This is a genomic window from Rathayibacter sp. AY1F9 (assembly GCF_002932155.1).
Taxonomy (GTDB): domain Bacteria; phylum Actinomycetota; class Actinomycetes; order Actinomycetales; family Microbacteriaceae; genus Rathayibacter.
Genome location: NZ_PSVA01000005.1, coordinates 123,423 through 136,024 on the forward strand (window position 1 = coordinate 123,423; position 12,602 = coordinate 136,024).

Genomic DNA, 12,602 nt, shown 5'->3' on the forward strand with positions numbered 1-12,602 from the left:
TTCCCCGTTCGAGTCCGCGACGGCCGAGGACGCGGTCATCACGGACGCGGAGTTCAAGTCAGTTGCCGCGGATCTGATGAACATCCGCAGCACGATCGGGTACGTCTCGAGCAACCTCAACCAGCTCGCCCCTCGGTGGCGCCAGCGGGCGAGGGCTGATGCGCAGAAGTTGTGCGCGGGAAGAGGTGCTGAACCGCTCGTCGCCGCGTGAGGAGGGGGCGACGAGCGGTTCAGCGCTGGTCTTTCGGGTGTCGTCAGCGCACGACTCCGTCGATCTCGAAGCTGTCGAAGCTGCCGGCGAGGTACGGGTCGGGGAACTGTGACTTGCCGAGGAAGTTGCCGCTGGTGCGGCCTAGGTCCTTCGGAGCGAGCGGCATGGCGGTGTTCTGCCCGACCTGCACTCCGTTGGCGAAGATCGTTCCCGTCGTCGTGCCGTTCGTATTCGCCTTGAAGGTCACCTTGATGTCGGTCCACTGCCCAGCGGGCATCGTGAAGTTCGTCGAGATCCGTGTCTCCGCTCCATTACCGGAGGTCGTGAGGGCGAGCCCTAGCTTCCCGTCAGTCGACTTCGGCGTGAGGAACACGTACTTCTGGGTGCTGCTGCCGAAGTCGAACAGCCGGCTGAAGGTGGAGATCGAATCGACCTTCACCCTCATCGAGATGGTCAGGTCCTTCGAGCGTGACAGGATGTCCGACGGCAGCTGGGCGAAGGCCCCGTCGCTTCCGTTCAGCCGCAGCACGCTCGCCGTGCCGTCGGTGGCGGTTGCCGCCGTCCCCTTGAGCGCGAGCGCGTTGCCGTTGCCGGAGGCGTCGGGGACGGTGCCGTTCGACGATGAGTCGAAGGTGTAGGTCACCCAGTCGGCCGGGAGCGGCTGCAGGGCTTGAACGGTCACGGACACCGTGTCGGTGGTCGCAAGGACGCCGTCGCTTGCCCGGAGTGCGAACACGTAGCTGCCGGCGGTACTCACCGACGCAGACGTGCGGCGAGCAGTCGGCGACGCGAAGGTCGCGGTGGCACCGGCAGGAGCAGACTGCACGCTCCACTGCGTCGTCAGGGTTCCGTTCGGCGAGCCGAGTCCGTCGTCGGAGGCGGATCCGCTGAGCTGGATCGGATCGAGTCCGAGGGACAGCCCGGCCTGGTCGGGTCCGGCGTTGACGGTCGGCGCCGCATTCGCGCCCGGGGCGGTCGAGACCAGGTGGACGATGTACGTGCTGCCGGCGGGCGCATCGAACGGGACGCGGACCGGCGCGGGAAGCGTTCCCGCGAGAGAGGCGGGCCGGTAGACGTTGACGGTGCGCTGGCGCACGCCGTTCACGATGACCGCGTAGCTGCCCTGCGCGAGGCCGCTGACCTCCGCGATGCCGGAGTGTGCGGTGCCGGTGCGGTTGAGCATGTCCAGGCGCAGGTCGGCGCTGTTCGAGCCGACGATCGCCTGCGAGTAGGCGTCGTTCTCGAGGTCGACCGACAGCTGCTGGGTCACCAGGTTGAGGCGGCGCTGCAGGCCGTCCTTCGGGATGACGGTGGTGGAGTAGGCGTCCCGCGAGACGTCCGCTCCGTATCCGACGACTCCGAAGATCGGGTCATCGGTGACGACGTCGGCGCTGAGGGTCTGCAGGGTGCCCCACAGTCCGAGATCGCTCTCGCCGGTCATGCCCCGCCAGCCGTTGTTCAGCTTGACGTTCGCGCCTCCGCCGACCCCGAGGGTGCCGAGGTTGCCGCGCTCGGCCTGGTACGACCACGATGCGGCTCCGACGTTGGCCGGCGCGTTGCTGATCTGGCCGGAGTTGATGGTCGCGAGTCCTGCGACCTTGCCGGCGTAGTTCAGGCGCTGCAGCTCGGCGCGGCGCGCGGCGGTGATGGCCGTGGTTCCGGTCTCGAGTGCTGCGGTGTGGTTGATGTAGTCGTCCATCGTGTAGCCGGCGAGGGAGGCGCTGTACTGGAACTGCCACCAGTTCTCGCCCGTGATGGTGGTGGGGTCGGAGTACCAGTACCAGACGGGCATGCGTCCGCGGGCGGCCTCCGTCTTGGCGACGATGTCGCGCATGACGCGCAGGGCGTTCGTCTTGTCGTCGTTCACGTTGAGCTTGGCGAGGGTGTAGACCGCCTCCTCCCCCGTGTTGTCGTAGCTGTACTCGGAGCCGTAGGGGTAGGCGTTGGAGGAGAAGTTGGCGTACTTGATCGCCATCTTCGCTTCGATGTCGTTGGCCTGCGTGTCCAGTCCCTCGGCGCGCAATGCGGCGATGAGATCGGGTGTCGAGAGCTCACCCATGAGTCCGGTCTCCCAGTTGTAGGCGACGGGTCCCTCGTAGAGCTCCTTGAAGATCCCGTAGGCCGTCGTCAGGTACCACTGAGCGGGGTGGGCGTAGGCGATCGCGGAGGGGTTCTGCTTGGCGATGTTGTACATGCCGAAGAACGTGTTGTAGACGTGCGGGTAGGCGTAGCCGCGGTAGCCGGGCGTGGTGTTCAGGCTGCCGGGCTTCCCCTGCTCCCAGAAGTCGTAGACGGTGTACTTCGGCGCGGCGCTGGGCGACGTGTTCCCCATCAGGTTCTCCCAGACGGCCTTCTGGAGGTAGTCGTCGAGGGCCTTGATCTGGGTGGCGTCGGGCAGGGCGACGAGCTTCTCCGCGAGGAACTGGCCGTGCGGGAGTCCCCAGTCGTCGCCGAGCCCGTAGTAGCCGGCGTACTCGTTGCGGCGGCCCTGAGGGGCGTTCGTCGTGGTGGCGAGGCTGCCGTCGGGGGCGTTCATCATCCAGTCGTCGAAGGTGTAGTTGCGGATGTCGCTCGCGGAGAGTCCGTCGGACGGCTTCCACTGGGTCTTCTCGACCATGAACTTCGCATGCGTGTCGAGGAGTCCCGCGACACTGTCGATCACGGAGAACTGGAGGACGGACTGCCGCGCGGCGCCGGTCTGGTCCGTGTACGAGACGGTGACGTCGTTGGCGCCCAGCTGCGTGCGGTCGAAGGTCATCCCGTAGATCCGGTAGTCGCCGTTGCTCCGGGAGAACGTCACGACGGGGTTCGTGGGCGCTGACCCCTTGAGGTCGTTGCGGTTGCGCGCGGTGACTGACGTGATGGTGCCCTTGATCCGGAACGCCATCTCTGCGCGCCGGTCGATGGGCACGATGAGTCCGGGGACGACCGTGGTGTCGAGCAGCCCTCGATCGAACATCGTCTGCTTGAGTGCTGCGTCGTCATCGACCTTGCCGATGCGATAGGTGTAGCTCTTCGTCGCGCCCGGCGCGATGGCGACACTGGTGGAGCTGAGGTAGCCGCGGTTGGTCTTCTGGATCGCGGTGGAGTGCGGGTAGTAGATGTTGAGGCCCTTGATGTTCGAGCTCTCGTTCGCCGAGTTCCAGGCCCAGGAGGTGTTGCCGACTTCCTCGGTGCGCCAGCGGTCCTGGTACTCGAAGCCGGAGCCGGATGCGGTGTCGGCGGTCATGGCGATGAACGGGCCCTGGCCGCTGGGACGCTCGAGAGTGACGTAGGAGCCGTTCTTACCCACGTAGGAGTGTGTGAGGACCCGGGTCTCGTAGATCGAGTCGCCCTGCCTCCATAGCTCGTTGCCGGGAACGGGGACACCCCAGTCGCCGATGACGAGCTGCGTGGCCGCGGTGTTCTTGACGTCCTGCTTCCAGACCAGGGAGCCGTCGGAGGCGAGAGAGTACGTCTCGGTGACGGTGAAGCCCTTCACGCCTTCCGCGTTGGTGGAGTTCTGGTGGGTGACCGTCACACTGCTCGACGTCGCCGAGACGGTGCGGCCGTCGGCCGACTGGGAGGTCCACGCGGTCTTCCAGGGGTTCGCGCCGACACCGGTGGTCGACACTGCTCCCGTGCCGTTCGCGTAGGAGAACATCAGGTTCCCGAACCACTGGCGGTACTTGCTGTTCGTCTCGCGGGCCTGCTCCGGAGCGCTGTCCGGGTTCATCAGGTATTCGGTGTCGTGTAGGTCGCCGACGATCTTGAGCGACTGCATCGACCCGTCCGCGGCGAAGCTCGCGCGGATCTTGTCGGAGGCGAGCGTGTAGGGGTAGCTGGTGGCGGCGTCGGCGGTCTGGCCGACCACCACCGATCCTGCTGCGGCGATGACGCCGATCGTGAGCGCCGCGAGCAGCCGAGAGGCTCTGCGTGAGAGGAGGGACATGTCCTGCCTTCTTCGTCGAAGTGCGGATGCGGTGACCGGCGGCCGCCGCAGAGGAGCGAGGATCCGCCCGGCGGTGGGAGCTCGCCCGGGAATCAGGAGTGGTTCACGGGAAGCCAGATGCGCATCGACACGGGACCTCGGGATCCCCACGACCGGTACGGGGTGAGCGCCACGGTCAACGGCCGTCGGTGCGGGGTTCGAGGGATTCTGGAGAAGGGCCATTCGTGCTCGTCGCGTTCGGCGACGCTGCCGGCGAGCGTCACACGCCCCTCTCGTGCGATCGGGACCGCTCCGGCGTCCAGGGCGATGTCGTCGACGTGGGCGCCGGTGGGGAGGTCGACGGACTCGAGGCAGAGGATGTCCGGTCCGTGCTGGACGGCGACGGTGCCGCGGGTGGCATCGATCCTCTCGTCGGGCTGCACGAGGACGGGTTCGAAGGGGAGGTCGAGTTCGATCCGGTCGCCGACGCGGAAACGCCGTTCGAGGTGGAGCGTGCCGTGGAACGGTCCGGTCGGCGTCTCGGCAGCATCCCCGTCGGCGGAGACGACGACGACGTCCGCGTTCGTCGCCCAGGTCGGGATCCGCAGTGTCAGAGTCCACGGCTCGACGGGTGTGCGCGTGATGGTCACGGCGACTCGCCCCCGCTCCGGCAGGTCGCTGGAGACCTCCATCGAGACGTCTCCCTGGAGGAGAGCGGCGGAGATCGTGGCGGACGCGTACTGGTGCAGCTGCACACCCTTCGCATCGGTGGTGGCGAGGTAGCCGGACAGCGAGGAGAAGGTGCGGGCGAGGTTGTTGGGGCAGCAGGCGACGTCGAACCACGCCGCCCGCTGACTGGAGTCCGCGCGCTTGGACTGCTCCTCCGGGGAGGACGCGACGCCCGGCTCGCGCCGGTGGAGGGTGTTCGCGTAGAAGAAGGAGCGGCCGTCCTCGGACACGGCGGTGGCGATGATGTTGTGCAGAGTGCGTTCGATCAGGTCCGCGTAGCGCGGGCGGCCGGTGGCGAGCAGCAACCTCCACGAGAGCATGATCGAGCCCACGCCGGCGCAGGTCTCGCAGTACGCGCGGTCGTTGGGTAGCTCGAAGTCGGCGCCGAACGCCTCGTCCTGGTGATGCGAGCCCATTCCACCGGTGATGTAGGTCCGGCGTGCGACTGTGGCCTCCCACTGCCGCTCGACGATCGCGAGCAGCTCGGCGTCATCAGTGTCCACGGCGACGTCGACCACCGCGGACGTGAGGTAGAGGGCGCGCACCGCGTGTCCGCGGAGGACCTTGGCCTCGCGGATCGGGACGTCGTCCTGGAAGTAGGCGCGACCGAACTCGACGTCTTCCAGGCTCTGGTGACCGCGGCGGTCCAAGAACACGCGGGCTTGCTCGAGGTAGCGCTCCTCCCCCGTGGCGCGGGCGAACTCCGTGAGCGCGACCTCGATCTCCGGATGTCCGCAGACCGTCTGGCGGCCGTCCGCCCCGAACTCCGAGCAGATGTGGTCGGCGAGACGGCGCGCGGCCTGCGTGAACCCGTCCTCACCGTGGGTGCGCAGTCGCGCGACCGCGGCCTGGAGGAGGTGTCCGGCGTTGTACAGCTCATGGCCCCACTCGAGGTCGCTGTAACGCTCAGCCTGACCGTGCCGGCCGAAGCGGGTGCCGAGATAGCCGTCGCTCTCCTGCGCACTGACGATGCGGGCGGTGAGAGCGCGGATGATCGATTCGGTCTCCGGGTCCTCACGTCCGGCGGTGTGCCAGCAGAGCCCTTCGAGGGTCTTGTAGACCTCGGAGTCGGCGAACTCGCGTCCGCGACGGCCTTCGGCGAGTCCGCCCCCGACGGCGAGCTCGAAATTGCGCAGCCATCCGGCGCGCTCCAGCCAGCCGAGGTTGTGCTCGAAGGTGGCGGTCGCGTTGACGGCGACCCGACGTCCCCAGAACCCCTCCGGGTCCAGCTGGACCCGGTCGATGGCGAGGGGTGTCAGGGTCCCGGCGGCCGGGTCAACGGGCAGGGCTGGGGAGAAGGTCATGACGGGATCTTTCACGAGTGGCGCGGGACGAGAGGAAGGACGACTGCTACTTGACGCTGCCGACGGCGAGGCCCTCACGCAGCAGCCGGAACGACAGCACGTAGACGGCCAGCAGCGGCAGCGAGGAGATGACCGCGAGAGCCATCAGCCCGGGCCAGTCGATCCCGTACCCCGACGTCTGCTGCGCGATGAGAGCGCTGATCGGGTAGTTGACCGGAGAGAGGAAGAGGTTGATCGCGAAGAGGAACTCGCCCCAGGCGACGAGGAAGATCAGCGAGCCGACCGTCGCCATGCCGTTTCGAACGATCGGGACGACGACGGCGAAGAAGGTGCGCAGCCGACCGGCCCCGTCGATGGAGGCGGCCTCTTCGATGGCGTCGGGCACCGCGGCGAAGAACGGTCGCAGCAGCAGCACGGCCCACGGCAGCAACATCGCCGTATCGGCGAGGACGAGACCGGCGGTGGTGTCCAGAAGACCGAGCCTGCTGAAGATCGCGAACAGAGGGATGATGCTCGCCGTCTGCGGCACCATCTGCAGGAAGATCAGCAGCCCGAGGACGAGACCGGCGACGACGCCGTCGACGCGGCGCAGCGCGTAGGCGAACGGGACGCCGAGCGCGAGCACCAGTGCAGTGGTCCCGAGGGCGATCTGCGCCGACTGGGCGAGCGCCGTCGCGAGGGCGGGGTTCGCGAGCGCCTCCGCATAGGCGTCGAAGGAGGGCGCCGAGAGGATCGCTCCGCCGACCACGTCGCCCTGGCGCTTGAGGGAGGTGAGCACGATCCAGACAAGGGGCAGCCCGTACAGGACGTAGAGCACCACGCGTACGGTGAAGGCGACCGGCTCCCGGGTGCGGGACGGTCGCGCGACGCGGGTCGCAGCGCCGCCTCGCAGGCGGGTCAGGGGGGCGGTGAGGGTGCTCATCAGGACTCGCTCCTGGTCGATCGGACGTAGACGACGGCGAGGACCGCCACGATGGCGAGGGCGATGATGCCCGTCGCGGAACCAAGTCCGTAGTCGTGCTGGACGAAGGCCTGGGAGTAGCTGAGGTAGGGCAGCGTGGACGTCGCGTCTCCGGGGCCGCCGGCGGTCATCACGTAGATGAAGTCGAAGCTGCGGAAGGCGTAGACGACGGTCAGGATCGCCAGGATGACGGCGGTCGGCCGCGCCGCGGGGATGAGGATGCTCCGGATCTCCTGCCAGCGGCTCGCGCCGTCGACCGAGGCCGCCTCGAGGATCTCGGGGTCGATGCCCAGCAGAGCCGACCGGAAGACCAGCGCATTGAAGGGGATGACGGCCCAGGCGTTCACAATCGCGACCGAGAGCAGCGCGAACCTCGCGTCGTAGAGGAAGGGGACGCCCTCCGCCGAGAGGCCGGTCGCCCGCACGAGCGTGTTGACCAGACCCTGATCGGCGAGGAGGAACTTCCAGATGCTGCCGTTCACCACGGGCGGCATGGCCCAGATGAACACCATCATCCCGAGGAGGAACGAGCTACCCAGGCGGGACGAGCGCAGAGCGATCGCCGCGCCGAGGCCTCCGATGACACCGACGACGGTCACGAGGACCACGAAGGCGGCCGTCCTCAGCGTGGCTCCTCCGAGCTCGGACCCCTCGAGCAGCGCAAGGAAGTTGCTCGCGCCGATGAACGGCCAGGCGCCGTTGAGCGTCCCGGAGCTGACTTCGCTGACGCTCATCCTCAGCAGCAGGTAGATGGGGTAGAGCGACAGCGCCGCGAGCAGCACCCCTCCCGGGGCGGCGAAGCCGAGGCGGCCGCGTCGGGCCCCTGGCCGCCTCCGGGTCGTGGTCGAGGTGCTGCTCACGGTCGCTCCGTTCGTCGGTGGTGAGGGACTACTGCGCGAGCAGCGGGGTGAGGGTGGTCATCAGATCGCTCGAGAGCTGTTCGGGTGACCCGTTGCCCGCCACGGCGGCACTCCACGATTCACCGACCGTCTGCAGGACCTTCGCGACGTTCTCCGAGGGGATCGCGGGGTCGGGGGAGGTGTGACCGTTGTCCTGCAGGATCGTCGCGAACTGCGAGAGGACCGGATCGCTCCCGACCTTCTCGTCCGCGGCGGCGTCCGCTCGCGACGGAATGGATCCGAATGCGTCGAGCAGCGTCAGCTGGCCCTTCTTCGAGAAGAACTCCTGCTCGAGGTACTCCTGCGCGAGCTCCTTGTTCTTGGAGAACGCGCCGACGTTCTGCACCTCGCCGCCGAGATACACGGAGCCCTTGTCGCCGACCGGGATCGGGACGACGCCGTACTCGAAGGATGCGTCCTTCTTCGCGGAGGCGATCTGCCAGTTGCCGTTCACCGCGAAGGCCGTGTTGCCGGCCTCGAACTGCTGGAAGGGGACCGTCTGGTCCCAGGTCGCCGCTTCCTTGGTGAGGTACCCCTTCGCGGTCCAGTCCTGGACCATCCCGAAGGCGTCCTCGAGGGGCTCCTGCTCGGGGGTCGTGTAGTCCCAGCCTGCCCGCGAGAGCCACGGGAACGCCTGCCACTCGCCCTCGGAGTTCGCCTTGCCGGTCAGGGTGATCCCGTCCTTGCCGGCTGCCTTCGCGAGGGCCAGGTCGGCCTCGAGCTCGTCGAAGGTGGTCGGGGGCTGCACGCCGAGCTCAGTGAGGATGTCCTGGTTGTACCAGAGGCCGATCAGGTTCACGAAGCCCTGCACGCCCATGACGTCGTCGCCGACCTTCTGGACGACGGCGTCGGGGAACTGGCCGGCGTCGGCGTACTCGTTCCACCAGTCGTTCATCGGCTCGATCGCCTTCGCCTCGGTGAGCGTGTAGGTGTCGGCCGCGTTGTAGACGACCACGTCCGGACCCGTCCCGGTTCCGGCAGCCTGCACGAGCTTGTTCGTCAGCTGATCGAACGGGACGTAGACGTTCTCGACCTGCACGCCGTCGTGAGTCGACTCGAAGTCCGACGCGAGGTCGTCGAGGCCGGCCGTCTGTCCGTCGACGGAGTAGTAGTGCCAGACGGTCAAGGTGTCGCCGCCGTTCCCGGCCGAGGCGCCTCCCGCGGACGACGGCGTGCAGCCGCTGAGAAGAAGGGCCGCAGTCGCGGCTGTGACCGCTGCGACGATGCTGATCCGGGTGCTGTGACGCCTCACGACGTGCCTCGCTTTCACTGTCTTCATTGACTCGGCCACCTGGTGCAGGCATTTCATCGATGAAATCGAGGACCGCTGTCGGCGATAGTAGAGCCGCCGGGCCGACCCCGTCAACATTCGACACCATCCCTTTCGGATCGCGGTGTGCTGGTCGAGGCGTGCATACTGTGCGCACCAGTTCATCGATGAAACGGAATGGCCATGACCTCGCACCCCGTCCACCGAGCGCACGGCATCGTGCACCCCGCCTTCACGGTCGGGACGATCGATCCGCGGCTCTTCGGATCGTTCGTGGAGCACCTGGGCCGAGGCGTGTACGGCGGCCTGCTCGATCCTTCGCACGAGAGTGCCGACGCCGACGGATTCCGCACCGACGTCCTCGCGCTCGTCGAGGAGCTCGGAGTCACGACCGTCCGCTACCCGGGCGGCAACTTCGTCTCGGCGTACGACTGGCGCGACGGCATCGGTCCGGTCGAGAATCGTCCCGTCCGGCTCGATCCGGCCTGGCACACCGTCGAGCCGAATCGCTTCGGGATCGACGAGTTCGTCCGCTGGTGCCGGGCGGCGCGCGTCGAGCCGATGATGGCGCTGAATCTCGGGACCGACGGAATCCGCTCGGCCCTGCACCTGCTGGAGTACGCGAACCACCCCGGCGGCACCACTCTCTCGGACGAGCGGCGCGCGAACGGCGCCGACGAGGCGCACGACATCCGGCTCTGGTGCATCGGCAACGAGATGGACGGGCCGTGGCAGATCGGCCATCTCAGCGCCGGCGAGTACGGGCGCCTCGCCGCCCGCACCGCCGCCGCCATGCGCGCACTCGACCCCGACCTCGAACTGATCGTCTGCGGCAGCTCGAACGACCGGATGGCCACCTTCGGAGCCTGGGAGCAGGAGGTGCTGCTGCACACGGTCGAGCACGTCGACTTCGTCTCGTGCCACCAGTACTTCCGCTACGACGGCGACCTCTCCGCGTTCCTCGCCTCCGGCGTCGCCATGGACCGCTTCATCACCGCCATCGCCGACACGATCGGACAGGTCCGAGCACAGAGGCGATCAGAGCGTCCGATCGCCATCTCCTTCGACGAGTGGAACGTGTGGGACTTCGTCGCACACGATGAACGAGTCGCCGGAGGGCTCGAATGGGAGGAGGCGCCCCGACTCCTCGAGGACCGCTACACGGCAGCGGACGCCGTCGTCGTAGGCGACATGCTCATCAGCATGATCAACAGAGCCGACATCGTCCGTGCAGCGAGCATGGCTCAGCTGGTGAACGTCATCGGTCCGATCATGACCGAACCGGACGGCCCCGCCTGGCGGCAGAGCACCTTCTGGCCGTTCGCCCAGGCGCGGCGCTCCGCCGGCGCGACCGCGCTCCGGGCCGTCGTCGAGGCGGACAGCACGGGAGGGGGCGAGGACTCCGCTCCCGTCCTCGCCTTCGCCGCAGCGGCACACGCCGACGGCTCCCTCGACCTGATGATCGTCAACCGCGCGACCGACGGCGTCACGGAGACCACGGTCGACCTCACCGCGTTCCCCGCCCTCACCGTGACGGAGGCACTGATCCTCCGACACGAGGACCCCTTCGCGACGAACTCGGCGGAGCTCCCCGACACCGTCACTCCGCGGCCCCTCGCCGTAGCGCTGACCGACGGCGTCCTCTCACTCCGGATCCCCGCCATCGCCTGGGTGACCGTGCGCCTCTCGCCGACCGTCGACCTGGGATGATCGGGGAACGCTCATGGGAGGGATGATGCCGATGCCGCGATCGCGAACCCGCCCGGTGACCATGGCCGATGTCGGCGCTGCTGCAGGCGTCACCGCTCGCACGGTCTCCAACGTGCTCAGCGGCAACGCCAACGTCAGACCCGAGACCCGCGATCTCGTCCTCAAGGCAGTCCGCGATCTCGGATACCAACTCAACGTCTCCGCGCGCGGACTGCGCACCGGCCAGACCGGGCTCATCACCCTCGCGATCCCGGATCTCGCGATCGAGTACTTCGGCCAGCTCGCGACGGTCATCATGTCGGAGGCCGAGCGGCATGGCTGGACCGTGATCATCCAGCAGACCGGAGCGCGCCGAGACGCCGAGATCGCCGTCCTCTCCGGCTCCAGCCGCCAGCTGTCGGACGGACTGATCTTCCAGCCTCACGCACTCGGCCCCGGAGACGAGAAAGTACTCGTCGGGGACCGCCCACTCGTTCTCCTGGGCGACAGGATCTTCGACGGCCCGGTCGATCACGTGACCATGGCGAACACAGCCGCCGCGGCCACCGCCACGCAGTACCTGATCGACCGCCAACACCGGCGCATCGCCGCGATCGGCAGCAACCCCGCCGGCGGATCCGTCAGCGCCGCAGCACTCCGCTTGGACGGATACCGCGGTGCCCTCGAGGCGAACGCGATCCCGTTCGACCCCGCCCTCGTCGCGGTCGCCACCGAGTGGCACCACGCCGACGGCGCCGTCGCGATGACGCAGCTGCTCGACTCCCGCGTCCCTCTGGACGCCGTCTTCTGCTTCAACGACACCCTGGCCTTCGGGGCACTGCACGCACTGCACGTTCGCGGCATCCGCGTACCGGAGGACATCGCCGTCGTCGGCTTCGACAACGTCACCGCCGCCGCCTACGCGATACCCGCCCTCACCACGATCGATCCCGGCAGCCGCCAGATCGCCAAGACGGCCGTCGACCTCCTCGCTCAGCGCATCCGGAACGGCCCTCCGGCGCACCCGAGCGAGATCGTCGTCGAGCACTCGCTCATCTCCCGCCGCAGCGCGTAGCACAAGCACATTCGTCAGCGACGAGCCGGTCCGCGCCCGAGAACACGTCTGGCTTTGATCGCTGCGACCTTCTCCTTCGTGCCCTCGTACCAGGGCACGGTGCGCAGCAGCGCGGCGCGGGAGCCAGTAGAGAGCATCACGGCGCGGCCGCGGGGCATCGCTCCGAGCTCGTCCACGGTCAGGATCCGTTCGCGCTTCAAGGCGGTCGAGGTCGAGCGGACGCCCTTGTTATAGCTGGCGGAGGTCGTTTCGCGGTCGTAGTCACCGACGAGCTCGGAGACGTTCTGGAGGAAGTCGTTCTCCTTGACGCTGCCGAGGTAGAGGAACGCGTTCGATGCGCTCCACAGCTTCAACATGCCCTCCTTTCCCCGTGCCGCTCATCCAGGCGTCGATCCTCCCGCCCGACGGCAGGCGCGCCTAGCCGCGAAGCCCGCGCCTCTGCGGGACGGAGGCGCAGTCGTCCCCGCGGCGGGACGGCGCCCGTCACTCCTGTGGTGGAAGCGCGGCCGTCACTCCTGCGTGCCCGTCACTCCTGCGTGCCCGTCACTCCTGCG

The 12,602-nt window shown here is 68.1% G+C and carries 8 protein-coding genes; 2 read left to right on the plus strand and 6 right to left on the minus strand.

The window, feature by feature from the left end:
• Positions 1 to 254: 254 nt before the first annotated feature.
• From C5C37_RS05525 to C5C37_RS05545, 5 genes are all read right to left on the minus strand, one after another.
• A complete protein-coding gene (locus C5C37_RS05525) occupies positions 255 to 4,142 on the minus strand; it encodes a DUF5695 domain-containing protein (RefSeq protein ID WP_104338600.1) in 3,888 nt (1,295 codons plus the stop codon).
• Positions 4,143 to 4,234: 92 nt separating this feature from the next.
• Complete coding sequence (locus C5C37_RS05530) at positions 4,235 to 6,154, minus strand: glycoside hydrolase family 127 protein (RefSeq protein WP_104338601.1); 1,920 nt, start codon at positions 6,152 to 6,154, stop codon at positions 4,235 to 4,237.
• Between the two features lie 46 nt (positions 6,155 to 6,200).
• Complete coding sequence (locus tag C5C37_RS05535) at positions 6,201 to 7,076, minus strand: carbohydrate ABC transporter permease (protein WP_104224039.1); 876 nt, start codon at positions 7,074 to 7,076, stop codon at positions 6,201 to 6,203.
• On the minus strand, positions 7,076 to 7,975 hold the full coding sequence (locus C5C37_RS05540) for a carbohydrate ABC transporter permease (protein WP_146082254.1): 900 nt from the start codon (positions 7,973 to 7,975) through the stop codon (positions 7,076 to 7,078). Before C5C37_RS05540 ends, C5C37_RS05535 begins: the two co-directional genes overlap by 1 nt.
• Positions 7,976 to 8,003: 28 nt before the next feature.
• Positions 8,004 to 9,266 (minus strand): extracellular solute-binding protein, encoded by a 1,263-nt coding sequence (locus tag C5C37_RS05545; protein ID WP_181074959.1) that lies wholly within the window; start codon positions 9,264 to 9,266, stop codon positions 8,004 to 8,006.
• Between the two features lie 201 nt (positions 9,267 to 9,467).
• Here C5C37_RS05545 and C5C37_RS05550 point away from each other — a divergent pair, with 201 nt between their 5' ends.
• Both C5C37_RS05550 and C5C37_RS05555 read left to right on the plus strand, forming a co-directional pair.
• Positions 9,468 to 10,994 (plus strand): alpha-N-arabinofuranosidase, encoded by a 1,527-nt coding sequence (locus tag C5C37_RS05550; protein ID WP_104224059.1) that lies wholly within the window; start codon positions 9,468 to 9,470, stop codon positions 10,992 to 10,994.
• 31 nt (positions 10,995 to 11,025) lie between these two features.
• Positions 11,026 to 12,048, plus strand: a complete 1,023-nt coding sequence (locus C5C37_RS05555; protein ID WP_104224058.1) for a LacI family DNA-binding transcriptional regulator — start codon at positions 11,026 to 11,028, stop codon at positions 12,046 to 12,048.
• Positions 12,049 to 12,062: 14 nt separating this feature from the next.
• Here the strand turns inward: C5C37_RS05555 and C5C37_RS05560 are convergent, their stop codons facing one another.
• Positions 12,063 to 12,404, minus strand: a complete 342-nt coding sequence (locus C5C37_RS05560; RefSeq protein ID WP_104287999.1) for a TraM recognition domain-containing protein — start codon at positions 12,402 to 12,404, stop codon at positions 12,063 to 12,065.
• Between the last annotated feature and the right edge of the window lie 198 nt (positions 12,405 to 12,602).

Excerpts from the sequence above, each read along its gene's own strand:
- C5C37_RS05525 (WP_104338600.1), bottom strand. The coding sequence starts at position 4,142 with ATGTCCCTCCTCTCACGCAGAGCCTCTCGGCTGCTCGCGGCGCTCACG.
- C5C37_RS05530 (WP_104338601.1), bottom strand. The coding sequence starts at position 6,154 with ATGACCTTCTCCCCAGCCCTGCCCGTTGACCCGGCCGCCGGGACCCTG.
- C5C37_RS05535 (WP_104224039.1), bottom strand. The coding sequence starts at position 7,076 with ATGAGCACCCTCACCGCCCCCCTGACCCGCCTGCGAGGCGGCGCTGCG.
- C5C37_RS05550 (WP_104224059.1), top strand. The coding sequence starts at position 9,468 with ATGACCTCGCACCCCGTCCACCGAGCGCACGGCATCGTGCACCCCGCC.
- C5C37_RS05555 (WP_104224058.1), top strand. The coding sequence starts at position 11,026 with ATGCCGCGATCGCGAACCCGCCCGGTGACCATGGCCGATGTCGGCGCT.
- C5C37_RS05560 (WP_104287999.1), bottom strand. The coding sequence starts at position 12,404 with ATGTTGAAGCTGTGGAGCGCATCGAACGCGTTCCTCTACCTCGGCAGC.